Origin of the sequence: Xanthomonas sp. SI (assembly GCF_014236855.1) — a bacterium.
Taxonomy (GTDB): Bacteria; Pseudomonadota; Gammaproteobacteria; order Xanthomonadales; family Xanthomonadaceae; genus Xanthomonas_A.
Genome location: NZ_CP051261.1, coordinates 5,062,444 through 5,087,037 on the forward strand (window position 1 = coordinate 5,062,444; position 24,594 = coordinate 5,087,037).

A 24,594-nucleotide genomic window follows, 5' to 3' on the forward strand; every position below is an offset into this window, starting at 1 on the left:
CGCCGCTCACGAGGCGGCGCGGTCGGCAGGATGATGCACGCCGTCGCTGACCGGCACCGCGATGGCCAGCGCATACGGATCCACGCCTTCCAGGCAGCCGACGTTGTAGCCGTATTCGCTGGGATCGGAGCGGCGCTGGTGATGCGTGTAGATCCCGCACACGCCGCAGAAATAATGTTGCGCGGTATGGGTGTTGAAGCTGTACAGACGCAGCGCGTCGCCCCCCTCGCGCACGTGCAGTGCGGCCAACGGCACCGAGCCGACGATCGCGCCGCGGCGCCGGCACAGCGAACAGTTGCAGCGGCGCGGATCGACGATGCCGTGCGGCAGTTCCAGGTCGATCTGTACCGCGCCGCAGTGGCAGCTGAGCCGGTGCAGCGGCGCGATGACAGTGTCGCCGACCTTGTCGATACAGCGGCGCGGATGACGTTCGTTCATGCGCTGGCCTCGTCCAGTTCGATCCAGGCCGGCGCATGGTCGCTGGGGCGGTCCCAGGTGCGCGGTGCGCGGTCGATGCCGGCCGCGCGCGTGTGCGCCTTCAGCGCGTCGGAGACCAGGGTCAGGTCGATGCGCAGGCCGAGGTCGCGGCGGAAGCCTGCCTGGCGGTAGTCCCACCAGCTGAAGATGCCGCCGTCTTCGTGGTGCAGACGGAAGCCGTCGTACAGGCCCAGCGCCTGCAGCTTGTGCAGCGCGCCGCGCTCGGCGGTGGAGGTGAGGATGTGGTTGTCGCTCCACACCAGCGGATCGTGCACGTCGCGCGCGTCCGGGGCGATGTTGAAGTCGCCCAGCACCACCATGCGCGGATGACGCTGCAGTTCGGCGGCGAGCCAGTCGTGCACCGCCTCGAGCCAGCGCAGCTTGTAGGCGTACTTGTCGGTGCCCACGTCCTGGCCGTTGACCACGTACAGGTTAACGATGCGCAGATCGCCGACGGTCGCGGCGATGACCCGCTGCTGCGCGTCGTCCAGCCCGGGCACACCGATCTGCACCTCGCTCAGCGGCGCGCGCGACAGGATCGCCACGCCGTTGTAGGTCTTCTGCCCGGCGAACACGCTGCGGTAGCCGGCCGCGGCCAGCGCCGCGTCCGGGAACTTGTGGTCTTCCAGCTTGGTTTCCTGGATGCCGACCACGTCCGGCGCGAACGCCTCCAACCACTGTTGCAGGTGCGGCAGGCGCACGTTGAGCGAGTTGACGTTCCAGGAGGCGATCTTCAAGGGGAAATCCATAACGGGGCGGCTGGCGGGTATTTTGACCGTTGCCCGCCGCCACGGCCAATCCTGCAGCGCCCGCCAGGCGCCAGCGCCGCATAGGCTGGATCGGCGATGGCCAGGATCGGCGACTCCAGCAGTGGCGCCAGTGCCTCGATCGACGGCCGGTCGCCACGCATGCGCCTGCGCCGGCGGATCGCGCGCCGCGGCGTCCGTCTCGGGTTCGAAGCGGCCGTGGACGTGGCAGGCGTCCAGGCCTGCGCGATCAGCGCAGCAGTAGATCGATCAGCCGCGCGATCTTCGTGTACGGCGGCTTGAGTCGATCGCTGGCGGCCCAGCGCGACTGCCACAAAATCGGCAGCGCCTTGCTGAAGGCGTCGAAGCCAGCACGGCCGTGGTAGGCGCCCATGCCGCTGGGGCCGATGCCGCCGAACGGCAGCGCGTTGGCGGCGAAGTGCAGCAGGCTGTCGTTGACGGTGACGCCGCCGGCGACGGTGGCGTGCAGGATCGCCTCCACCTGCGCACGGTCGTGGCTGAAGGGATACAGCGCCAGCGGCCGGTCGCGGCCGTTGACCATTGCGATCGCCTCGTCCAGCGTGCGGTAACTGCGCAGCGGCAGGATCGGGCCGAAGATCTCCTCCTGCATCAGCAATGCGTCGTCGCCGGGCTGCAGCACCACGGTCGGCACGATCAGGCGTTCGCGTTCGGCGCGCTCGGGTTCGATGCTGGCCAGTTCGACGACTTCCAGCCCGCGCGCGCGCGCGTCGTCCAGGTAGCCGCGCAGGCGCCGGTACTGGCCTTCGTTGACGATGCGGGTGTAGTCGTCGGCCGCAGCGAAGTCGCCGTAGCGCGCCAGCACCTGCGCGCGCAGCGCCTGCACCAGCGCCGCGCTGCGGCCGGCGTCGATCAGCACGTAGTCCGGCGCAATGCAGGTCTGCCCGGCGTTGAACCACTTGCCGCTGGCCAAGCGCGCGGCGGCCTGCTCAAGCGGGTAGTCGGCGCAGACGATGGCCGGCGACTTGCCGCCCAGTTCCAGGGTCAGCGGGGTCAGGTTCGGCGCGGCGGCGGCCATCACCTTGCGCCCAACCGCGGTGGAGCCGGTGAACACCAGATGGTCCAGCGGCAGCGCGGCGAAGGCGCCGGCCACCTCGGCCGCGCCCAACGCCACCGCCACGCGTTGCGGCGGGAATACCTCGGCCAGCAGCGACTGCAGGAACTGCGCGGTGCGCGGGGTGTGCTCGGACGGTTTCAGGTAGACGTGGTTGCCGGCCGCGATCGCGGTGGCCAGCGGGATCAGCGCCAGGTTGACCGGATAGTTCCAAGGCGCGATCACCCCGACCACGCCGACCGGCACCGGCCGCACTTCGGCGCGCGCCGGCCACAGCCGCCAACCGGCACCCACGCGCTGCGGCCGCATCCAGCGCTTGAGGTGGCGCAGCAGGTGATCGATCTCGCCGAGCACGGTCATGCCGTCGGCGAGCAGCGATTCGTGGCGCGAGCGATGGCCGAAATCGGCGGCGATGGCGTCGGCCATTTCCGGCAGGCGCCGCTTCAGTGCCGCGCGCAGACGTTGCAGGTCGTCGCGGCGCTGCGCCTGGTCGGGCTTGGCCGCCTGCCAGGCCGTGCGCAGCCGCTGCAGGGTGGCCGGCAGGTCGGCAAGCGGCGTGTCGGCGCTGTGGGAAGCGGGGTCGGAAATGGGCATGGGCGCACTATACGATGCCCACGTATGGCTCGATGTGGGTGGTGCAGGACAGAGTGTGGCGTTGGCCGGCCATGGTGGTGGCGATGCCAGAGCGTGATTGGCAAGTGCTTGAGGGTTGCCGCGTCGGGACTGAAGTCGCTCCCGCAAGGGGTCGATCGGCGCGCTTTGCGTGTCGGAGGGGCTTCAGCCCCCGACGGTGTCCGGCGTGCGGAGGCGTGCCGCTGGCAATTCTGCATGGGCTTCGATCCCTGCCCCAGCGAACATGGCTTGCGCCGACGCGGGGTGTCGCGGCTGAAGCCGCTCCTACAGCGTGCGCTTCAGCCATACAGGGCGTAGCGTCGGCAGGCCATGGTGGCGGCGATGCCGAAGCGTGATTGGCAGGTGCTTGAGGGTTTGCCGCGTCGCGACTGAAGTCGCTCCCACGAGGGGTCGATCGGCGCGCTGTGCGTGTCGGAGGGGCGTCACCCCAACGGGGTCCGGCATCCGGATGCGTGTCGCTGGCATCCTGCGAGAGCTTGGTTCCCTGCCCCAGCAAGCATGATGTGCGCCGAGCCTGTGGGTCGCGGCTGAAGCCGCCCCTACAGAAAGCGCTGAAGCGCTTCGGCGGCGGCGCGCGGTGCAACACCAGCGGTCATGCCTCCCCGAGCAGCAAATCCTGCAACTGCGCCAGCGTCGCCACTTCGTAGTGCGGCACGATGCCCTCGGGCGCCGGCAGGCCGTGCGCGTTGACCCAGCAGGTGTGCAGGCCCGCGGCCAGGCCGCCGGCGATGTCGGCGTGCGGGTTGTCGCCGACCATCAGCACCTGCGCGCGCGGCGGATCGCCCAGTTGCGCCAGCGCGTGCGCGAAGATGCCCGGGTGCGGCTTGGCCACGCCGATTTGTTCGGAAATGGCGACGACATCGAAGCGGTCGTGCAGGCCGGTGCGCAGCAGCCGCGCCTGCTGCAGCGCGGTGAAGCCGTTGGTGATCAGGCCCAGCCGTGCGCGTCCGCGCAGCGCGTCGAGCAGCGCCACCGCGCCGTCCAGCGGCGCGCACAGTTCGGCCATCGCCGCCAGGAACGCCGCGTTCAAGGTCTCCGGCGCGGTCTGCAGGCGTTGCGCCCAAGACGCGAAGCGACGTTGCTGCAGCTGCAGCGCGGTAATCGCGCCGTTCTGGTACTCCACCCACAACGGCCGGTTGAGCGCGGTGTAGTCGGCGAAATCCTGCTCGGCGAAGGCCACGCCGTAACCGGCGAACATGCGCTGCAGGCCGGCATAGGCATCGAAGCGGAACAGCGTGTCGTCGGCGTCGAACAGGATCCAGCGGTAGCGCATGCGGCGATCTGCGTGTGTGTCCAGCGCGCATGGTAAGCGCACGCCGCCGCCGATTCCGGCGCCGCCGGCGGACCGCGCAAACGACGACGCCGGCACGAGGCCGGCGTCGCAGTGCCGGACGCATCCGGCGCAAGCACAAGTGCGCTTACTTGGTGATGTCCACGTTGCGGGTTTCGCGCAGGAACAGCGTGCCCAGCACCAGGGTCATCAGCGCGATGCCGATGGGATACCACAGGCCGTAGTAGATGTTGCCGGTACCGGCCACCAGGGCGAAGGAGATCGCCGGCAGGAAGCCGCCGAACCAGCCATTGCCGATGTGGTACGGCAGCGACATCGAGGTGTAGCGGATGCGGGTCGGGAACAGCTCGACCAAGAACGCGGCGATCGGGCCGTAGACCATGGTCACGTAGATCACCAGCACCCACAGCAGCAGGATCGTCATCGGGATGTTGATGCGCGCGGTGTCGGCCTTCTCCGGATAGCCGGCGGCGGTCAGCGCGCCCTTGAGCTCCTTGCCGAAAGCGTCGGCCTTGGGCTTGGCGTCGGCCTTGCTCAGACCGGCGGCCTCGTAGGACGCGACCTGGCTGCCGCCGATGCGCACCTGCGCCAGCGAACCCGGCGCGGCCGGCTGCACTTCGTACGGCACGCCCGCCTTGGTCAGCGCGGCGGTGGCCACATCGCAGGAGCTGGTGAACTTGCGCACGCCCACCGGATCGAACTGGAAGCTGCAGGTGGCCGGATCGGCCAGCACCTGCGCCGGCGACTTGCTGCGCGCCTCTTCCACCGCCGGGTTGGCGAAGTGGGTGATGCCCTTGAACAGCGGCATGTAGGTCACCGCCGCCAGCAGGCAGCCGAACAGGATGATCTTCTTGCGCCCGATCTTGTCCGACAGCCAGCCGAAGAACAGGAAGAACGGGGTGGCCAGGGCCAGCGCCGCGGCGATCAGCAGGTAAGAGACGGTCGGATCGACCTTGAGCGTGCTCTGCAGGAAGAACAGCGCGTAGAACTGGCCGCCGTACCAGACCACCGCCTGGCCGGCGGTGGCGCCGAGCAGCACGATCAGCATCAGCTTGAAGTTGCCGTCCTTGAGGCTGTCGCGGAACGGTTGCTTGGAACCCTTGCCCTCGGCCTTCATCTGCTGGAACAGCGGCGATTCGCTCAGCTGCAGGCGGATCCACACCGACACGCCGAGCAGGATGATCGAGCCCAGGAACGGGATGCGCCAGCCCCAGGCCTCGAACGCTTCGGTGCCCAGGGTCAGACGGCACACCAGGATCACCAGCAGCGACAGGAACAGGCCCAGCGTGGCGGTGGTCTGGATGAAGCTGGTGTACAGACCGCGCTTGCCCGGCGGCGCGTGTTCGGCGACGTAGGTCGCCGCGCCGCCGTATTCGCCGCCCATCGCCAGGCCCTGGGCCAGGCGCAGCACGATCAGGATCACCGGCGCGGCCACGCCGATGCTGGCGTAGTTGGGCAGCACGCCGACCAGGAAGGTGGAGATGCCCATGATCAGGATGGTGACCAGGAACGTGTACTTGCGGCCGATGCGGTCGCCCAGGCTGCCGAAGAACGCGGCGCCGAACGGGCGCACGAAGAAGCCGGCGGCAAAGGCCAGCAGTGCGAAGATCATGCCGGTGGTCTCGTTGACCCCGCTGAAGAACTGCTTGGCGATGATCGCGGCGAGCGAGCCGTAGAGATAAAAGTCGTACCACTCGAACACGGTGCCCAGGCTGGAGGCGAAGATGACCTTCTTGTGGCCCTTGGTCAGTGGTTGACCCGACGGGTTGATGGCGGTGCTGGACATAGGAAGCTTCCCCTCCGAAGCGGGTGGTGTGGCGGTGGCGGTCAGATGGTCGGGTGGCGCGATCCGTCGCGAGTGCGGGGCGAGTCCGCGGCCGCGCGGCGCGCCCTCCCGGGCGCCGCGCGGCCGCAGCCTCAGAAGCTGTACTTGGTGGTGAACTGCAGGCGGGTGATGTCGCCCTTGGCGCCGCTTTCGATCTCGCGCTTGCCGTACATCAGCTCGGCGCCGACATCGACCTTGGGCATCGGCGTATAGAAGATGTTGCCGCGGATGCTCTGCACGCTCTTGGTCACGCCCAGCCCGGTCAGCGCGGTGTCGTTGTCGTAGTCGCTGCGCGCGTAGATCAGGTTGGTGCGCAGCTTCGGCGAGAACGCGTGGCGCCAGCCGATGTAGCCGGCGACCACGCCGACCGTGTCCAGATCGCGGTCGGCCGCGTCGTAGACCGCGTTCTGGGCGATGCCCAGGCCGACGTAGCGGCCGATGCCTTCGCCGCCGCTGAGCTGATAGAACAGGCTGTCGCTGTCCCCCGCCACCCACTTGCCGCCCAGGGTCAGGCCGCCGGAGACCTTGCTGGCGTCGGCGCCGGTGGCGCGGTTGTCCACCTTCTGCTGGCCGAGCAGGCCGCCGATGCCGAAGCTGCCCCAGTCGCCCTTCCAGCCGTAGCGCACGGTCAGGTCCGGCAGCGCGCCGCGGTCGGAGCTGGCGCTGGTGATCACGCCAGTCGCGCTGCGGTTGTAGATGGTGGTTTCCGGGTTCTCCAGGGCGACGCTGAAGCCGCCGTTGGTGTAGCGCACCTGCGCCTGGCGCACGAAGATCACGCCGTCGGTGGGACCGATGAAGTCGGCCGCTTCCGGCAGCGCCGCCGGGTCCATGAAGTTGGACCAGGTCTGGCCGGCCAGCCAGTGGTTCCAGTACATGTAGGCGTGGCGCAGGGTGGCGCCGTAGGTGTTGGTGGCGGTCTGGGTGCCCAGCGAATTGCCGAAGAAATCCAGTTCCACCAGCGCGCCGGCCTTGTTGCCGCCCTCGGTGACGCTGTCCACGCCGAAGTTGATCCGCGAGAACTTGGCGTGCGCGTTGTAGTCGGTGCCGGACTTGCCGCCGCCGACCGGCGTCTGCCCGGGCAGGTACAGCGCGCGGCCGGTGGCGTCGTCGGCGAGCTGGCCGTCGCCGGTGCGGGTGGCCAGGAAATCGGCCTTGATGAAGCCGCCGACCTTGAACGTGGTGCCGGGCGCGGCGCCGGGGGTGATCGTGGTCACCTGGATCGGCGCCTTGCCGGCCGGCACCGCCGGTGCCGTGGCCTGGCTCGACTTCACTGCGGCGACCTCGCTCTGGGCCTGCGCGATCTGGCCCTGCTGCTGTTGCTGCGAGGACAGCAGCAGCTGTACCTGCCGCTCCAGCTCGGCCACACGGGCTTCCAGCGCCTGTTCGCGCGCCGACGGGGTCTTGCCGCTCTGGGCGAAGGCCGCGCCTGGGGCGATCAGTGCGACGAACAGCGCGGCGGCCAACGGGCGCCGTGCCAAGGATGCGATGCGGTTGCTCATTACTCCCTCCCGAATAATGGATGTCCGCCGCGCGCAGGCACGGCTGGGTGCACAGTGCGCGCCGCGGCCGGCCGCGCCTATTGGCCATTAGTCGAACGGGGCGGGGTTTACGACCATCGTCTAAAGCCCGGCGCGTGCGCGCTTAACAGTGAATGCGGCAAACTGCGCCATGACGCGCCGCCGCATGCGGCGCCCCGTTCATTGCAGAGGGCACCATGGCCGATATCTACCCCGTCGATCCGCAGTTCGCCGCCCGGGCACGGGTCGACAAGACCCAGTACCAGACCCTGTACCGGCAATCGGTGGAACAGCCGGAGGCGTTCTGGGGCCAGGCCGCCGAGCGCCTGGACTGGTTCAAGAAGCCGACCCGGATCAAGGACGTGAACTTCGCCCTGGACGATTTCCATATCCGCTGGTTCGACGATGGCGAGCTCAACGCCAGCGTCAACTGCCTGGACCGGCAGCTGGCCACGCGCGGCGACAAGACCGCGCTGCTGTTCGAGCCGGACAGCGCGGACGCGCCGTCCTACACCGTCAGCTACCGCGAGCTGTACGAACGCGTCTGCCGCCTGGGCAATGCGCTGCGCGCGCTCGGGGTCAAGAAGGGCGACCGCGTCACCATCTACCTGCCGATGATTCCCGACGCGGCGGTGGCGATGCTGGCCTGCGCGCGCATCGGCGCGATCCACTCGGTGGTGTTCGGCGGGTTCGCGCCCAATTCGATCGCCGACCGGGTGATCGACTGCGGCAGCAAGCTGATCATCACCGCCGACGAAGGCCTGCGCGGCGGCAAGAAGATCCCGCTCAAGGGCAACGTCGATGCGGCGCTGAAGCTGCCCGGCACCACCACCGTGGAAACCGTGCTGGTGGTGCGCCATACCGGCGGCGCGGTGGACATGCAGGCCCCGCGCGACCGCTGGTTCCACGACGTGGTCGACAGCCAGCCGGCCGAGTGCGAACCCGAGCGCATGAACGCCGAGGATCCGCTGTTCATCCTCTACACCTCCGGTTCCACCGGCAAGCCCAAGGGCGTGCTGCACACCACCGCCGGCTACCTGCTGTACGCGGCCTACACCCACGAGACCGTGTTCGACCTGCGCGAGGACGACATCTACTGGTGCACCGCCGACGTCGGCTGGGTCACCGGCCACAGCTACATCGTCTACGGGCCGCTGGCCAACGGCGCCACCGCGCTGATGTTCGAAGGCGTGCCCAACTACCCGAACGTGTCGCGCTTCTGGGAGGTCATCGACAAGCACAAGGTCACGATCTTCTACACCGCGCCGACCGCGATCCGCGCGCTGATGCGCGAGGGCGAGGCACCGGTCAAGCGCACCTCGCGCGCGTCCTTGCGCCTGCTCGGCAGCGTCGGCGAGCCGATCAATCCCGAAGCCTGGCGCTGGTACTTCGATGTGGTCGGCGACGGCCGCTGCCCGATCGTGGACACCTGGTGGCAGACCGAGACCGGCGGCATCCTGATCACCCCGCTGGCCGGCGCGATCGACCTCAAGCCCGGCTCGGCGACGCTGCCGTTCTTCGGCGTGCAGCCGGCCCTGGTCAACGCCGACGGCGAGATCATGGAAGGCGCCACCGAAGGCAACCTGGTGCTGCGCGACTCGTGGCCGGGGCAGATGCGCACCGTCTATGGCGACCACCAGCGCTTCATCGACACCTACTTCCGCACCTACCCGGGCAGCTACTTCACCGGCGACGGCTGCCGCCGCGACGAAGACGGCTACTACTGGATCACCGGCCGCGTGGACGACGTCATCAACGTCTCCGGCCACCGCATCGGCACCGCCGAGGTGGAGAGCGCACTGGTCTCGCACCCGAAGGTGGCCGAGGCCGCGGTGGTCGGCTTCCCGCACGACATCAAGGGCCAGGGTATCTACGCCTACGTGACCCTGGTAGCGGACGAGCAGCCGAGCGAAGCCCTGCACAAGGAACTGGTGGCCTGGGTGCGCAAGGAGATCGGCCCGATCGCCGCGCCCGACCATCTGCAGTGGGCGCCGGGCCTGCCCAAGACCCGCTCGGGCAAGATCATGCGCCGCATCCTGCGCAAGATCGCCGAGAACGCGCCCGACCAGCTCGGCGACACCTCGACCCTGGCCGATCCGTCGGTGGTGGATTCGCTTGTGAACGAGCGACTGACGCGCTGAGAGCCGGGATTCGGGAGTCGGGATTGGGGATTCGCCAAAGCGGTCCCCTGCCCGCGTCCAATCTCCTGACGAGGTCACGCTCCGCTGTTGCTGTTGCTCCACGAATCCCCAATCCCCCAATCCCGAATCCCCGCCCCATGCCCACCCTGCTGATCGCCGACGACCACCCCCTGTTCCGCGAGGCGCTGCGCGGGGCGGTGCAGCGGGTGATGCCGGGGGTGCAGCTGTACGAGGCCGACAGCGTCGAGGCGCTGTACGCGCTGGCCGACCATCACGCCGATGCCGACCTGTTGCTGATGGATCTCAACATGCCCGGCGCGCAGGGTTTCAGCGCGCTGGTGCACATGCGCGCGCTGCACCCGCAGTTGCCGGTGGTGGTGGTGTCCGCACGCGAGGAACCGACGGTGATGCGCCGCGCGCTGGACCACGGCGCGTTCGGCTTCATTCCCAAGTCGGCCGATTCGGACACCATCGGCCTGGCCCTGAGCACGGTGCTGGACGGCGAGCGCTGGGCGCCGCCGGAGGCGCACAACCTGCCGCCCACCGACCGCGCCGAACGCGAGGTCGGCCAGCGCCTGCGCGAACTGACCCCGCAGCAGTTCCGCGTGCTGCAGATGCTCGGCGCCGGCCGCCTCAACAAGCAGATCGCCTACGACCTGGGCGTATCCGAAGCCACCATCAAGGCGCACGTCACCGCGATCCTGCGCAAGCTCGGCGTCACCAACCGCACCCAGGCGGTGCTGATGGCCGGCAAACTGGCCATCGACAGCGACGCCATCGTGCTGCCGCTGGAAGAGGATTGAGCGCGCTGCGTTCTGGTGGATGCGCGTGCCGAGGTTCACCGCGGCTTGGCGTGACCTGTCGTTGCGCGCGAGGCCGGCGCGGCTCCACTTATAGGCGGGGTTTCAACCTCGACCGTTGTTTGCATGTCGCGGCATTCGTCGGCGTGCTCCCCGGCTTTAGCGGCGCCTGAAGATTTCGGTCGCGGCTGAAGCCGCTCCTACAGTGGGATGACGTTGAGCCTCGGCCCTTGTAGGAGCGGCTTCAGCCGCGACCGCTGTTCGCACACCGCAGGCCATCGCCGGCATACCCGGCGATTGCTGCTGCACACCGGATCGGCTTGCCGAATCGCCTTCGGCGCACCCATGCCGCAGTACCGTCGGCATGCCGCACATATAGCCGCTGCTAAGAAAAAAAGCTGCAGGTTCCCGTGCGTTCGAAGCGTATTCGCCGGCATTTGCCGCTGTTAGACTGCGCGTCCCTTGGGGAGTAGCCTGCTGTCCGGCGTGTTTCGGACAGCGCCCGCATCAACACACTCGGCCGTTGCGCCGTGGTGCGGGCAGCCATCTCGGTTGGCGAGACCAGCGGCGAGCTTGCGTGGCGAAAGCCGGGCGCGCGCGCTCGTCGTTCGTCTTCTGCCCCGGCGCGGCCCCCCACATGTCGTTTCTTTCGATTCTGTTGCTCGGCATCGCCATGTCCACCGACGCCTTCGCCGCGGCGGTCGGCAAGGGCGCGGCCATGCGCAAGCCGCTGTGGCGCGATGCACTGCGCGCCGGCCTGATCTTCGGCTGCATCGAGGCGCTGACCCCGGTGCTGGGCTGGCTGCTGGGCCAGGCCGCGGCCAAGTACGTGACCGCGTTCGACCACTGGATCGCGTTCGGCCTGCTCGGCGCGCTCGGCGTGCACATGATCGTCGCCGGGCTCAAGCCCGAGACGCCCGAGGACGCCGCCGAAGCGCCCAAGCGCCATGGCTTCTGGAACCTGGCCGCGACCGGCCTGGCCACCAGCATCGACGCGATGGCGGTCGGCGTCGGCCTGGCCTTCCTCGAGGTGAACATCGCCGAGGTCGCGGTGGTCATCGGCCTGTGCACGCTGACCATGGTGACCCTGGGCATCATGCTCGGCCGCGTGCTCGGTAGCCTGGCCGGCAAGCGCGCGGAGATCGTCGGCGGTGCGCTGCTGATCGCGATCGGCAGCACCATCCTGTACGAGCATCTGCAGTGAAGCCGGGATTGGGGAGTCGGGATTGGGGATTGGTGGCGGCGGATCGCGACGCCGGCATGGTGCTGGATTCGCCCGGCGTCAGCGCGGCGATGGGGCTGGCTTGGCGGTGAATTCCAGGTAGGTGGAGAGGATGTACTTGTCGCCGCTGCGCGGCGGCAGCGCGGCATGCATGTACATCCAGTACGGCGGGAACATCAGCAGGCGCCCGGCGCCCGGCGCGACCTCCAGGTCCAGGTCGACGAAGCGGGTCTGCCCGCCCTCGGCGACGTCGTTGAGATACCACAGCAGCACCAGGTAACGGCCGGTTTCTTCGTCGCAGGCGTCGAAATGCGGCTGGAAACGCTCGCCGGCGCTGGCGTGATAGCGCTTGATCCGCAGGTCGGCCAGGCGCGGGCGCCACGGCACCGGCGCGGACAGGCCCAGATCGGCGTTGTAGCGCGCCAGCGCCGCGCGCACCTGTTCGATGAAGAAGCCCTGGAAGGCCGGATCGGCCGCGCGGGTCACGTTGAGTTCGGTCCAGGCGCTGTCGTCCAGGCCGGCACGCGCACCGACACCGTTGTGGCTGTGCTGCGCCGACGTGCGTTCGAACTGCGCGACCAGCCGGCTGCAGAAGCCGGCATCCAGCGCTGCATCGTAGACGCGGACATAGTGGCGGAGATCGGCATGGCTCGCTTTCATTGGTGTCCTCTCAAGGAAAAACGGCGCGCCCGATTGGGCGCGCCGCATGTCACCACCTCGCGTCCTCGCTACCGCAAGCGACGCTGGTCGGCATCCCTCAGAACCGATAGGTGGCGCGCATCCAGTAGTAGCGGCCGACCGTGTCGTAGGTGCTCACGTCGGTGTTCGCGTTCAACACGTTGTTCTGGTACAGCACCGGCGGCTGCTTGTTGAACAGGTTGTCCACGCCCAGGTCGAAGCGGATGTTGGCGTCGCTCATGTCGTAGCCCAGCTGCAGCGCGTGGTACATGTAGCTGCCGTAGTTCAGCACCACGCCCTTGTCTGCCGCATCGGCGGACATGTTCTCCGACAGGTCGGTGCTGCCGACCTGGATCTTGCCGACCCAGCGCGTGGTCCAGGTGGCGTCCCAGTTGCCCAGCTTCCAGCCGATCTGGCCACGCGCGCGCCAGCGTGCGTAGTTGCCGTAGGACGAGTTGTACTTGCCGGCCATGTGCACCACCGAGTCGCCGGTGTCGATGTCGTAGCGCTGCAGGTAGGTGCTGTCCAGGGCCAGGGTGAACTTGCCGAAAGCCGTTTCCGGCAAGGCGTAGTTGGCGCCGAAGTCGATGCCCTGGGTGTCCAGCTTGCCGATGTTGACCACCGGGGTTTCGATGTAGTCGATGTTGCCGGCGCTGACCGTGCCTGCCGCATAACGGTGGATGTAGCCGCAGTACGGGCTGCTGTTGTCGTTGTAGCAGATGTTGGCGACGGTCTGCGCGGAGATCGACTGGATCAGGTCGTCGAGCTTGACCTTCCACCAATCGACGTTGAGCGACAGGCCCTGTACCGACTCCGGGCTGTACACGATGCCGTAGTCGTAGGAGGTGCCCTTCTCCGGCTTCAGGTTGTAGTTGGCGTAGCTCGCCCCGGACACGATCGCGTTGGTCTGCGACAAGCCCGAGCCGGTCCAGCCGGCCTCCACGCCTTCGCAGGCGCTCTCGTGGCCGCTGCCGCTGTAGTCGATGCACGGATCGGTGAAGGTCGGCGAGTTAGCGGTCGGACCCTGGTACAGATCGTAGATGGTTGGCGCACGGAACACCTGCGCCACGGTGCCGCGCACCATCAGGTCGTGGATCGGGCGCCACTCCAGCTGGAACGAGGCGCTGTTGTTGGTCGAGCTGACGCTGCTGTAGTCGGAGAAGCGATCGCTCAGGGTGACGTTCAGCGCGCCGATCGGCGAGGACTGCGCCAGCACCGGGATGAACAGCTGCGCATAGGCTTCCTTCACGCTGAAGGAACCGCTCAACGGCGAGGAGCAGGCCTCGGAGGAGATGTCGCAGGTGTTGTCGCTGTTGATCACTGCATTGCTGGAGACGGTGTAGCCCAGGCTCTCCTTGCGATACAGCGCACCGACCGCCAGCTGCGCGCTGCCGGCCGGCAGCTCCCACACGCTGCCGTTGGCGCTGGCTTCCCACTGGCGGGTGATGCTCGTGGTCTGGTAACGCGGGATCGACTCGTGGCTGTTCATCCAGTCGATGGTGTTGGCATCGGTCTGGTCGAAGATGTTCACTTCGCCCGCATCGATCGCATCCTGCAGCGCCGCGTAGTCCACGTAGCCGTGGCTCCAGCTACGCTGCTTGTAGTGGCCGTAGTTGAAGTTGACGTCCCAGACCCAGCTGGTATCGCCGATGCTGCCCTTCAGGCCGAGCACGTCTTGGTCGGTGGCGGTGTCGTAGAAGGTTTCGCGCTGGCCCAGCGAGCTGAAGCGGGTGCGGTACTCGTAACCGTCGGGGCCGAACTCCACGCCGAACGGGTTGTACGGATTGTCGGCGGCGATGGTGATGCCGTCGCTCTGCGCATCGAACGGCAGCGGTGCGATCGCCGAATGCGACATCGTGTGGTTGTGGTAGGCGTTGACGTAGGCCTGCACCTTGTCGGTGATGTTGAAGCTGCCGAGCACGAAGCTGTTGACGCGCTGCTGCGGGGTCATCAGCAGGTTCTGCGCCTGGTAGTTGTAGGCGTCGGAGGAGGAGTAGCACTTGTAGCCGCCGCTGCCGTCGCTGGTCATCGCGCCGTTCGCGCTGCAGCCGTTGGCGGCCAGCGTGCTCGCCGGCAGCTTGTAGTAACCGCTCGGGGTACGGCTGGAACCGCCCTTGTAGACGCTGCCGCTGGACAGGTACATCGCGTCCTTGGAGAACGCGCGATTGGCCGAGGAGATCTCTTTCTGCTTGTTGTAGTCGATGCCGACCACGATGTTGCCGCGGTCCCAGGTCTTGCCGAAGGTGAAGGCGCCGCCCTGGCGCGCGCCGTCGCCGCGGCTGGCCTGGCCGTAGTTGGCGACGAATTCGCCGCCTTCGAAGTTCTTGCGCAGGATGAAGTTGACCACGCCGCCGATGGCGTCGGAGCCGTAAAGCGCCGAGGCGCCGACCTTCAGCACTTCGACATGGTCGATCATGCTGGCCGGGATCGAGTTGATGTCGTTGTTGAGGATGCGGTGGCCGTCGATCAGGATCAGGGTGCGCTGATCGCCGAGTCCGCGCAGCGACACGGTCGAGGCGCCGTCGCCGCCGCCGTTGTTGACCTGCGGGTTGGTCGCATCGCCGGCGATGCCGGGCAGCGACTGCATCAGGTCGCCGAGGGTCTGCTTGCCGCTCTGCTGGATCTGCTGGCGATCGACCACGGTGACCGGGCTGGCCGTTTCCACATCCACGCGCCGCACCAGCGAGCCGGTCACGGTGACCCGGTCCAGGTCGACCGCGCCGCTCGCGGAGGTCGCAGCGGTATCGGCGCTCTGTGCGTAGAGCGAAGCGGCGGGAAGCGCCGCCAATCCCAGGCAGATGGCCTGGGCGAGTCTGTTCTTTGGTGCGGACATTGGGAAAACCTCATGTGATGGGCAACAGAACGCCAGCGGTGCACGCGGACGTGAACCGATTCGAATCGCGCTGGGCGCGACGTCTTCGTTGGATGCTTCGGACTTGCGGGCCAACCGGACCGTCAAGCACTTGTTAGTTTTTTATAAGAAAAGTGTTGTTTTGATGTGCCGCATTGCGCCAGCGCTTGGCACAATCGCTACATCGTTCGAAAACATGCGCGTTCACGCGGGTGGACGGCGAAGGCGCCATGGGCGCCTGGGCATGCGAAACCGCGTGTCCGAATCAGTCGACGCGATAGTTCCAGCGCTGCAGGTAGGGCTGCAGCAGCGGCAGCACCGGCTCGAAGAAGTCGCGATACGGGCGCCAGCGGTCCAGGCCCTTGCGATTGATGCCCTCGACCACCTGCGCATAGCTAGGCGTGCTGATGAAGCCCTTGGCGCGCGCATGGCGCTGGAACTCCAGCAGGCGCTCCGGTTGTTCAAGCTCCAGAAAGCCGCCCAGGCGCGCGACCTGCGCCTGCGGATCGGCGACCAGGTCTTCGTAGCGCAGTTCCAGCGCGCGCGGTTGCAGCAGGTCGACGTGGTAGAGCCAGAACGCCATCGCATCGGCATAGCCCTGCGCCAGACGTTGCGCGCTGGAACACAGCACCGCGAAGGCCGGGGAGCGGAACGCCTGCATGTAGCAGCTCAACAGCACGTCGCAGGGATGGCGCAGCGCCAGGATGACGTGCGCGTTGGGGAACAGACGCTGGATCAGCGGCAGGCGCAGCAGGTTCAGCGGATTCTTGTCGACCAGGCGTTGTCCGGGCTGCAGCTGCACCACGCCGCGTACCGACTGCCAGTAGTCGGCGCGCAAGGCCACGCAAGCGGCATCGTCCAGTTCGCCCAGGCCATCGGGCCAGGCCAGGCCGCGGCGCTCGCTGCGCTCGGCCAGCCCTTGCAGGAACGGCCGCTCGTCCATCGCGCACAGCTGCGGATGCGCATCGAGCATCTGTTCCAGCAAGGTGGTGCCGGAGCGCGGGAAACCGACCACGAAGATCGGCGACGCATCGCGGTCCGGGCCCGACACCGGCGGCGCGGCAGCGTAGCGCACCGGATTCCAGCGCCGCCGCGCGACCGGCAGCGGCGCCGCGTCCGCCGCGAGCAGCTCGGGCACCAGCGAGGCGACGCCATCGACCTGCCCGGCGTGCCCCTGCGCGCATGCCGCCAGCGCTTCGTCGTGGCGACCCAGGCGGTCGCAGACCCGGGCCATGGCGAACAACAGGTTGCTCTGCTTGCGCATGTCGGTGGTCGCGTCGGTGGTCGCGTCGATGGACGCGCCGGCGGGCAGCAGGTCGCGCAGCAGCCGGTACGCGGCGTCCCATTGCCCGTCGCGCATCGCCAGCACTGCCAGCGCATTGATCGCATCGTGGCGCGCGTCCATATTCTCGATCCGCTCCGGCGCCGGCAACTGTGCGGCCGCCTGCCGCGCCTCCTCTAGCCGGTTGACGCGTTCGAGCACCAGCACCAGACGCGACCAGGCGCGTTCCGGTTGCGGCATCGGTCCGGCGGCGCAGGCGCGTAGCATCGCGCAGGCCGCGTCGGTCTGGCCGGCCTGCGACAGCAGCCAGGCCAGTTCCAGCGTGGTCTCCGGATCCAGTGCGGGCCACTGCGGCCAGTGCGCGATCAACGCCTCCACGCGCTGGAAGTCGCCGCATTCGTGGCAGGCCATCGCGGCGTGGACGCTCAGTGGCGCCGATTCCGGCGCCAACGCATGCGCATCCAGCAGATGCTCGCGGGCGGCGCCGTAGTCGCCGCTGCCCATCGCCAGCAAGCCCAGATTGTGGTGCAGCATCGGATCGTCCGGCGTCAGCGCGAGCGCCTGCGCATACGCCTGCCGCGCCTCGGCGAAATCGCGCGCCTCGCGCAAGGCGGTGCCCAGGTTGTTCCAGTGCGCCACATCCTGCGGCTGGCGCTCGGCCAGGGCGCGATACAGCACGGCCGCCTGCGCCGCATCGCCCTGCATCTGCAGGCTCATCGCCAGCAGACTGCTGGCCAGCGCATCGCCGGGCGCATGTTGCAGGTAGCGGCGCGCGCCTTGCTCCAGCGCCTGCGCCTGTCCGGCTTCCAATGCCGCCAGCAAGGCGGGCAGCGACGGGATCGCGGAATCGTCCGGTGGGGTCATGCGCTGGCGGTCCACGCAGGGCAGGCGGAAAGGGCTGCCACCATAGCCGGGCCGGATCGCGAATCGCAACGCACGCCGTGCCGGTCGCGGACAAACGACGCACACACTGCGGATACGCAAATTCGCCGCACGGCCAGCGCAGTGCCGCACCCGGCAACGCGCACTCGCGCGATCGCGCGATCGCGCCAACCGGCGCTAGTCGCTCTTGATCGGATCGTGATACGCGGTGAGGAAGGCGCGCAGCGAGGCCGGCTTGACCGGCTTGGTCAGCAGCCGGTAGCCGCGTTCTCGCGCCTGCAGTTTCAGTTCGTCGCGCCCGTCGGCGGTGAGCAGCGCGCCGGCGACCGGGCCGACCATCGCTTCGCGCAGCGCGTCCAGCGTGTCCAAGCCATCCAGGCGGTCGTGGAGGTGGTAGTCCACCAGCATCACGTTGGGCGCGCGCGCGGCCAGCAGCAGCGCCTCGTCCACGGTGCTGGCGCAGATCACCTCCACCTGCCAGCGGCCGAGCAGCGCGCGCATGCCGTCGAGGATTTCCTGATCGTTGTCCACGCACAGCACGCGCAGCCCGGCCAGCGAGTCGCTGTTGGCGGCGCTGCGCTGCTGGCGCTGCTGCTTCTGCGGCACCGGCGCCACCCGCGGCACGGCGATCGAGAACATGCTGCCGTGGCCGACCGCGCTGCGCGCATCCAGGTCGTGGCCGAGCAGGCGCGAGATGCGCTGGCAGATCGACAGGCCCAGACCCAATCCCTGCTCGCCCCAGTCGAACGGCTGCTGGTAGCGCTGGAACTCCTCGAAGATCTGCTGCATGTGGTGCTTGGGAATGCCCGGGCCGGTGTCCCACACCTGCAGCTCCAGCGCCGCGCCGCGGCCGCGCATGCCCAGCACGATGCGGCCCTGGCGGGTGTAGCGCAGCGCATTGGCGAGGAAGTTCTGCAGCACGCGGCGCAGCAGGCGGCGGTCGCTGCGCACCCAGATCGGCCGTGCGTACACCTGCATGCGCAGGCCGCGGCCGGCGGCGACCGGGGTGTACTGCGCGGCCAGTTCGCGCAGCAGCACGCTGGCGTCGAAATCCTCGATCGTCGGACGCATGCCGCCGGCGTCCAGCCGCGACACGTCGAGCAGGCCATCGAGCAACTCCTCGGCCGCGCGCAGCGAGGCGTCCACGCGCTCTGCCAGGTGCCGCTGCTCCTCGTTCTGGTGCGCTTCGCGCAGCGCGGAGGCGAACAGCCGCGCCGCGTTGAGCGGCTGCAGCACGTCGTGGCTGATCGCGGCCAGGAAGCGGGTCTTGGACTGCTGCGCCAGCTCGGCCTCGCGCGAGCGCTCGGCCACGCGCTGCTCCAGCGTCTCGTTGGCTTCCAGCAGCGCCTGCTCGGCGCGCTTGTAGTCGGTGATGTCGTTGTAGCTGGTCACGTAGCCGCCGCCGGGCAGCGGCTGGCCGCGCATCTCGATCACCTTGCCGTCGCTGCGGGTGCGCTCGAACACGTGCGAGGTGCCGGCGCGCAGATGCGCGATGCGACGGCCGATCTGGTCCTCGATGCGGCCCTCGCCCAGTTCGCCGCGCTCGGCGTTGTAGCGGATCAGGTCGGCGACCGGGCGGCCGACATAGAGCATGCCGTCGGGATAGCCGAACATCTGCTGGTAGCGCCGGTTCCACGCGGTCAGGCGCATCGCCGGATCGACCACGCTGACCCCGGCGCTGATGTTCTCCAGCGTGGTGGACAGGATCTCGCGGTTGAAGCGCAGTTCCTGCCCGGCCTCGTCGAGCACCGCCACCACTTCGCCCAGGTCCATGCCCGAACCGCGTAGCAGGCTGGTCAGCACCAGCCGCGCCGAGGCCGCGCCGATCGAGGCGGCGAGCAGGCGTTCGGTGAACTGCACCCAGACGCGGTCGGCCACCGCGTTGGGCTGCGGCTCGCGACCGAGCAGTTGCGCCTGTTCGGCGAAGGCGCGGCGGGCGTGGCGCTCGCCGACCATGCGTTCGGCCAGCGCTTGTAGGTCCACCACCTGCACCTGCCCGAGCCAGACGCCGGCCACCGCCGGCCGCTGCGAATACGGCTCCAGGAACGGCGCCGCACGCAGCCGCTCGTCCAGCCCCGGGCGCCAGCGCGCCGACACCAGCATCATCGTGCCGACGTTGAGCAGCAGCGACCAGAACGTGCCGTGCGCCAGCGGATCCCAGCCGCTCATGCCGAACAGCTGCTGCGGGCGCAGCCAGGAAATACCGAACGGCCCATCGTGCAGCCATCCCGGCGCCAGCCAGCCGGCCTGGGTCATCGCCGGCAACAACAAGGTGTAGATCCAGGTACCGAAGCCCAGCAGCATGCCGGTTTCCACGCCCTTGCGGCTGGCGCCGCGCCAGTACAGCCCGCCGATCACGCCCGGCGCGAACTGCGCCACCGCGGCGAAGGCCATCAGCCCGTACGAGGCCAGCGAGCTGTCGTTGCTGCTGCTGCGGTAGTAGCCGTAGGCGATCAGCGCCAGCAGCAGGATCGCCAGGCGGCGGATCCACAACACCCGCGAGGCGACGTCGGCGCCGGCCGCCTGGTGCCCGCGCCGGCGCAGCAGCACCGGCATCACCAGGTCGTTGCTGATCATCGTCGCCAGCGCGATGCTGGACACGATGACCATGCCGGTGGCGGCGGAGAACCCGCCCACGTAGGCGACCAGCGCCAGCGCGGTGCGGCCCTCGGCCAGCGGCAGCGCCAGCACGATGCTGTCGTGCGCCACCTCGCCGGACTGGCCGAACAGGGCGATGCCGGCCGCGGCGATCGGCACCACCATCGCCGAGATCACCACCAGGTACAGCCCGAACAGCCAGCGCGCCTTGCGGATGTCGCCGATGTCGCTGCATTCCACCACCGCCACGTGGAACTGGCGCGGCAGGCACACGATGGCAAGGAAGCTGAGCAGGGTCTGCGAGATGAAGCCGACCGGCGGGGTGTTCTGGAACAGGGTCTGCGCCGACTGCAGCACGCGACCGTCGCGGCCGCTCAGCCACACGTAGGCGAACACGCCCACCGCGACCATCGCCAGCAACTTGACCACCGATTCCAGCGCGATCGCCAGCATCATGCCGTGGTGATGTTCGGTGGCATCCACCTGACGGGTGCCGAACAGGGTCGCGAACAGCGCCATCAGCAACGCCACGTACAGCGCCGGGTCGGCATAGAACGGCGCCCCGGCACTGGACTGCCCGCTGAGCACCTGCAGGCTCATCGCCACCGCCTTGTACTGCAGTGCCAGGTACGGCACTACGCCGATCAGCGCGATCACCGCCACCAATGCCGCCAGCCGCCGCGAGCGACCGTAGCGCGAGGAAATGAAATCGGCGATGGACACCGTGTTCTCGCTGCGCGCAATCAGCGCCAGCCGTTCGATGATGCGCCAGCCGAACAGCAGCAACAGCAACGGCCCCAGGTAGATCGGCAGATAGCCGGCGCCGTTGCGCACCGCGCTGCCGACCGCGCCGTAGAACGTCCACGACGAGCAGTACACCGCCAGCGCCAGGCTGTACACCGCCGGGCGCAGCCACGGCCGCTCCGGGTACAGCGGCCGCCGTTCGCCCCACCACGCCACCGTGAACAGCAGCGCCGCGTAGCCGACCGACACCAGCAGCAGGATCCAGCTAGAAACCAAGGGCGAGGTCCCCGGTGCGTTCGCCGCAGTCTAGCGCGGCGCCGCTCACGAGACCGCCGCCGCGCCGGCGTGCAGCGGCAGCCGCAGGCGGAACACGCTGCCCTGCCCGGGCGCGCTCTCGACCAGCAACGTGCCGCCGGCCGCGGCGATCAGGTTGGCGCTGACCGCCAACCCCAGGCCGGTGCCCTGGCCGCTGGGCTTGGTGGTGAAGAACGGCTCCAGGCAGCGCGCGCGCACGTCCTCGCTCATGCCGTGGCCGCTGTCGCGCACCGCGATCTCCAGCGTGGCATCGGGCCGCGGCGCCAGGGTCAGCTCGAACTGCCCGCCCTCGGGCATCGCCTGCTGCGCGTTGGCGGCGAGATTGAGCAGGATCAGTTCCAGCTGCGCGCGGTCGAAGCGCACCGGACACGGCGCCTCGTGCAACTGCAGGCGCACCTGCACACCCAGGCCGAACAGCTGGTCGAACATCGGACGCATGCCGGCGATCGTCTCGGCCGGTTCGAACACTTCCAGCCGGGTGGCTTCCTGGCGGCTGAAATCCAGCAGCTTGCGGGTCACCGCCGCCGCGCGCCGCGCCGCCGCATCGGCGCCCTGCAGGGCGGCCTTGAGCTGCTGCGGATCGTCGCTGCGCCGCGCGCGCGCGGCATAGCCCATGATCAGGCTGAGCAGATGATTGAAATCGTGCGCCACGCCGCTGGCCAGGCGGCCGACGCTCTCCATCTTCTGCGCGTGCACCAGCTGGTCGCGCGAACGCTCCTTTTCCTGCATCTCCAACTGCAGCCGGTCGCGCGAGCGGGCCAGATCGTTGCCGCGCTTGCGCGCCAGGTCCAGGCTTTCGCGCAACGCCGCCACCGACTGGTCCAGCACCACCGCGGCGATGACGAAGCCGGCGATGCCGAGCACCGCGCTCTCCAGCAACCGCGGCATCAGCGTGGGCATGAAGAACGAGCGGGTCGCGTCGCGCCAGGCACCCAGCGCCACCACCAGCACCAGCCACGCCACCGCGCCCCACAGTGCGCGCCGGCTCAACAGCAGCCCGCCGATCAGCACCGGCAGCAGTTGGCTCAACTGCCCGCGCAGCTGCGCTTCCAGCCCCCATCGCACATAGCCCACGCTCAGCAGCGCCAGGCTCACCACCACGAACATCCGCGCCGCCCACAGGAACGCGCCGCGCCGCAGCAGCACGAAGCAGGCCCACATCGCCAGCGTGTTGGCCGCCGCCAGCCACAACGCGACCGGGTCCATGGCCGCGCCGATCCGCCCCCAGGCGAGCAGCATCGCCATCGGCTGGTACAGGCCGACGAACGCCAGCACCAACTGCAGCATCGCCGCGTTGCGCCGATCGACCTGATCGGTGACCGGAACGTCGCGCCACCAGTGGCGCAGGCGCGCCAGGACGCCAGCGGCGCGCGGCGTGGGCGAGAGGGAAGCGGAGGTGGGACGGAGCGTCATGTACGGACCGGCAGGAAGCGCACCGACGGGCGGATGCGGACTGCGGCTATATTAGCGACCTCCGTTCCCCCGCTGGCTGCTGACGCAGCGCCGAAAACCATGGCGCGGCGTGCATGGCGGGCCGATCCATCGTTCGACCGCTGGATACCTTTCGATGATGTCGTGTCGCTTCAAGCGCTTTGGCCGATTGCTGCTCCTGGCCGCCGCAAGCTTGCCGGTCGTGCCGGTGCTGGCGCAAACCATCCCCGGTGGCGATCCCTACGAGGGACCGCTGCAGCGCTGCCGCGCGGACCTGGGGCAGCAGCCGCAGGCGTCGCTGCGCGTGGCCAGCGACCTGCTGGCCAAGCCGGAGCTACCGCTGCCGGTGCGGGTGATGGCCACGGGCTGCCTGGCGACCGCGCAACAGTTGGTGGGCGACAGCGCGAAGGCGACCGCGTCCACCGAACGCCTGCTGGCCCTGCTGCAGACCCCGGGGCTGCCGCCGATCGTGCACAACAACGAGCGCCTGCAGGCGGCGATGCTGCTGCAGCAGTTGGGTCAGTTGCCGCGCGCGATCGCGCTGATGGAGCAGATCCAGGCCGACGCGGTGGCCGCCGGCGATCTCGCCATGCAGATCAACGCGCTGATATCGATCGCGCTGATGCGCGGCGCTCTGGACGACCCCGAGGGCGCACTGACCTACTTCCAGCAGGCGAACGCGCTGTCGGAGCGGCTGCAGCGGCCGCCGGCGACGGGCGATATGGTGCTGCACTACAACTATGCCTATACGCTGCTGGTGCTCAAGCGCTACGACGAGGCCGATCGCGCGTTCGAGCGTGCCACGCAGACGGGCACCCAGTTGGGCAATCAGGACGTGTTGCTGAACCGCATCGTCAGCCATCGCGGCGAGATCCAGCGCGCCAGCGGCCACCCCGAACGCGCCGAGCCGCTGGTGCAGCAGGCACTGCAATGGCAGCAGACGCATGGCGATCGACAGGGTGCCGTGGTCAGCCTGCATCGCCTGGCGCGGCTGCGCCTGGAGCAACGGCGCAATGCCGACGCGCTGGCCTACGCCGAACAGGCGCAGGCATTGGCCGTGCGCGGCAACTACATGGTCGAAATCCGCGACGGCCTGGATGTGCTGGGCGAGGTCCATGCCGCGCTGGGCGATAGCGCCGCGGCCGCGCGCGACGCGCAGCAGGCGCATGCGATGGACCGCGCCAAGGCGCGTGGCGAAACCTACGCGGCGCTGGCCAATCTGCAGGCCGCCGCAGCGCAGACGCCACGCAGCGTCGATGCGCGCGTGGCGCGCGCCGACAACACCGGCACCGTCGCGATCGGCCTGGCCCTGGCAGTGACCCTCGGTGCGGTGCTGGTGGTCCTGTACCGGCGCCGCCAGCGCCATGCGCTCGACCTCGGCCAGCGCGACCCGCTGACCGGGCTGTTGAACCGGCCGGAGGCCGAGCGCCGCATGCAGGCGCTGTTCGCCGTCGCGCCGGAGCAGGCCGGCGACGCCGACAACCGCTGCGCACTGCTGCTGGTCGATGTGGACGGGTTCAAGGCCTTGAATGCGCGCTACGGCCACGCCGCCGGCGACCGCGCGCTGCTGGCGCTGGCCACGTGCCTGCGCGAAAGCTGCGACGCCGACGACCTGGTCGCGCGCTGGGGCAGCGAGGAATTCCTGGTGGTACGCGCGGACACGTCGTCGGCCGCGGCCTTCGCGCTGGCCGCGCATCTGCGCGGCACGGCGGAACGCCTGCGCGTGGACGCCGGCCAGGGCGAGCTGCTGCCGTTGACGGTGTCGGTCGGCGTGGCGCCGTTCCCGCTGTTCCATCGCCCCGATGCGCGCTTGCAGGACAGCGTTGCGCTGGCCGAGCGCGCGGTGCAGGCGGCCGGGCATGCCGGCGGCAACGCCTGGGCCGGGTTGTGGGGCGTGCAGGGCGATGCGGCGACCACGCCGCAGCAGGTGCTGCAGGATCCGCTGCAGGCGCGTGCGCAGGGCCAGGTCCTGCTCGACGGCAGCGATCCGTTGCTGTGGACGCGCGCGTTCGATGCGCCGGCCTCTAGGCGCGGGTGAGCGCGTGCGGATCCAACGCGTCGCCGTGGG

15 protein-coding genes are annotated in these 24,594 nt (G+C 69.0%); 4 read left to right on the top strand and 11 right to left on the bottom strand.

What is annotated here, in order from left to right:
• Window positions 1-6 precede the first annotated feature (6 nt).
• From HEP75_RS21505 to HEP75_RS21530, 6 genes are all read right to left on the bottom strand, one after another.
• Window positions 7-438 (bottom strand): GFA family protein, encoded by a 432-nt coding sequence (locus HEP75_RS21505; RefSeq protein WP_185824884.1) that lies wholly within the window; start codon window positions 436-438, stop codon window positions 7-9.
• On the bottom strand, window positions 435-1,214 hold the full coding sequence (xth, locus tag HEP75_RS21510) for an exodeoxyribonuclease III (protein WP_185824885.1): 780 nt from the start codon (window positions 1,212-1,214) through the stop codon (window positions 435-437). The genes HEP75_RS21505 and xth overlap by 4 nt, the downstream gene beginning before the upstream one ends.
• Before the next feature lie 259 nt (window positions 1,215-1,473).
• Entirely contained in the window at window positions 1,474-2,910 is a 1,437-nt protein-coding gene (locus HEP75_RS21515; protein ID WP_185824886.1) for a coniferyl aldehyde dehydrogenase, read from the bottom strand.
• A gap of 631 nt (window positions 2,911-3,541) precedes the next feature.
• Window positions 3,542-4,222, bottom strand: a complete 681-nt coding sequence (gene yjjG, locus HEP75_RS21520; RefSeq protein ID WP_185824887.1) for a pyrimidine 5'-nucleotidase — start codon at window positions 4,220-4,222, stop codon at window positions 3,542-3,544.
• Between the two features lie 145 nt (window positions 4,223-4,367).
• Window positions 4,368-6,026: an MFS transporter gene (locus tag HEP75_RS21525; protein ID WP_185821532.1), complete on the bottom strand. Its 1,659-nt coding sequence runs from the start codon at window positions 6,024-6,026 to the stop codon at window positions 4,368-4,370.
• A 131-nt stretch (window positions 6,027-6,157) separates the two neighbouring features.
• Window positions 6,158-7,564, bottom strand: coding sequence for a DcaP family trimeric outer membrane transporter (locus HEP75_RS21530; protein ID WP_185824888.1), 1,407 nt, complete (start codon window positions 7,562-7,564; stop codon window positions 6,158-6,160).
• A 215-nt stretch (window positions 7,565-7,779) separates the two neighbouring features.
• On the opposite strand from HEP75_RS21530, the gene acs reads away from it, so the two are divergent.
• From acs to HEP75_RS21545, 3 genes are all read left to right on the top strand, one after another.
• The gene (acs, locus tag HEP75_RS21535; RefSeq protein WP_185824889.1) at window positions 7,780-9,723 is read left to right on the top strand and encodes an acetate--CoA ligase; all 1,944 of its coding nucleotides are present in this window, start codon (window positions 7,780-7,782) and stop codon (window positions 9,721-9,723) included.
• A 137-nt stretch (window positions 9,724-9,860) separates the two neighbouring features.
• Window positions 9,861-10,526 (top strand): response regulator transcription factor, encoded by a 666-nt coding sequence (locus HEP75_RS21540; RefSeq protein ID WP_179570029.1) that lies wholly within the window; start codon window positions 9,861-9,863, stop codon window positions 10,524-10,526.
• Between the two features lie 634 nt (window positions 10,527-11,160).
• The gene (locus HEP75_RS21545) at window positions 11,161-11,727 is read left to right on the top strand and encodes a manganese efflux pump MntP family protein (RefSeq protein ID WP_185824890.1); all 567 of its coding nucleotides are present in this window, start codon (window positions 11,161-11,163) and stop codon (window positions 11,725-11,727) included.
• Between the two features lie 78 nt (window positions 11,728-11,805).
• Here the strand turns inward: HEP75_RS21545 and HEP75_RS21550 are convergent, their stop codons facing one another.
• The 5 genes from HEP75_RS21550 to HEP75_RS21570 all read right to left on the bottom strand — a co-directional run bounded on the left by HEP75_RS21550 (window position 11,806) and on the right by HEP75_RS21570 (window position 22,508).
• Entirely contained in the window at window positions 11,806-12,405 is a 600-nt protein-coding gene (locus HEP75_RS21550; protein ID WP_185824891.1) for a 2OG-Fe(II) oxygenase, read from the bottom strand.
• 97 nt (window positions 12,406-12,502) lie between these two features.
• Window positions 12,503-15,256 carry a TonB-dependent receptor gene (locus HEP75_RS21555; protein WP_255423935.1) on the bottom strand — a complete coding sequence of 918 codons (2,754 nt, stop codon included), beginning with the start codon at window positions 15,254-15,256 and terminating at the stop codon, window positions 12,503-12,505.
• A 283-nt stretch (window positions 15,257-15,539) separates the two neighbouring features.
• The gene (locus HEP75_RS21560) at window positions 15,540-17,420 is read right to left on the bottom strand and encodes a tetratricopeptide repeat-containing sulfotransferase family protein (protein ID WP_185824892.1); all 1,881 of its coding nucleotides are present in this window, start codon (window positions 17,418-17,420) and stop codon (window positions 15,540-15,542) included.
• A 195-nt stretch (window positions 17,421-17,615) separates the two neighbouring features.
• Entirely contained in the window at window positions 17,616-21,056 is a 3,441-nt protein-coding gene (locus HEP75_RS21565; RefSeq protein ID WP_185824893.1) for a PAS domain-containing hybrid sensor histidine kinase/response regulator, read from the bottom strand.
• A gap of 45 nt (window positions 21,057-21,101) precedes the next feature.
• Window positions 21,102-22,508 (bottom strand): ATP-binding protein, encoded by a 1,407-nt coding sequence (locus tag HEP75_RS21570; RefSeq protein WP_185824894.1) that lies wholly within the window; start codon window positions 22,506-22,508, stop codon window positions 21,102-21,104.
• 154 nt (window positions 22,509-22,662) lie between these two features.
• Here HEP75_RS21570 and HEP75_RS21575 point away from each other — a divergent pair, with 154 nt between their 5' ends.
• Window positions 22,663-24,564, top strand: a complete 1,902-nt coding sequence (locus tag HEP75_RS21575; protein WP_185824895.1) for a GGDEF domain-containing protein — start codon at window positions 22,663-22,665, stop codon at window positions 24,562-24,564.
• Window positions 24,565-24,594: the final 30 nt, after the last annotated feature.

Bases quoted from the DNA above. Each gene is read 5' to 3' on its own strand.
- yjjG (WP_185824887.1), bottom strand. From the start codon at position 4,222: ATGCGCTACCGCTGGATCCTGTTCGACGCCGACGACACGCTGTTCCGC.
- HEP75_RS21560 (WP_185824892.1), bottom strand. From the start codon at position 17,420: ATGACCCCACCGGACGATTCCGCGATCCCGTCGCTGCCCGCCTTGCTG.
- HEP75_RS21515 (WP_185824886.1), bottom strand. From the start codon at position 2,910: ATGCCCATTTCCGACCCCGCTTCCCACAGCGCCGACACGCCGCTTGCC.
- HEP75_RS21530 (WP_185824888.1), bottom strand. From the start codon at position 7,564: ATGAGCAACCGCATCGCATCCTTGGCACGGCGCCCGTTGGCCGCCGCG.
- HEP75_RS21555 (WP_255423935.1), bottom strand. From the start codon at position 15,256: ATGTCCGCACCAAAGAACAGACTCGCCCAGGCCATCTGCCTGGGATTG.
- HEP75_RS21540 (WP_179570029.1), top strand. From the start codon at position 9,861: ATGCCCACCCTGCTGATCGCCGACGACCACCCCCTGTTCCGCGAGGCG.
- HEP75_RS21545 (WP_185824890.1), top strand. From the start codon at position 11,161: ATGTCGTTTCTTTCGATTCTGTTGCTCGGCATCGCCATGTCCACCGAC.
- HEP75_RS21570 (WP_185824894.1), bottom strand. From the start codon at position 22,508: ATGACGCTCCGTCCCACCTCCGCTTCCCTCTCGCCCACGCCGCGCGCC.
- acs (WP_185824889.1), top strand. From the start codon at position 7,780: ATGGCCGATATCTACCCCGTCGATCCGCAGTTCGCCGCCCGGGCACGG.
- HEP75_RS21575 (WP_185824895.1), top strand. From the start codon at position 22,663: ATGATGTCGTGTCGCTTCAAGCGCTTTGGCCGATTGCTGCTCCTGGCC.
- HEP75_RS21550 (WP_185824891.1), bottom strand. From the start codon at position 12,405: ATGAAAGCGAGCCATGCCGATCTCCGCCACTATGTCCGCGTCTACGAT.
- HEP75_RS21525 (WP_185821532.1), bottom strand. From the start codon at position 6,026: ATGTCCAGCACCGCCATCAACCCGTCGGGTCAACCACTGACCAAGGGC.
- HEP75_RS21505 (WP_185824884.1), bottom strand. From the start codon at position 438: ATGAACGAACGTCATCCGCGCCGCTGTATCGACAAGGTCGGCGACACT.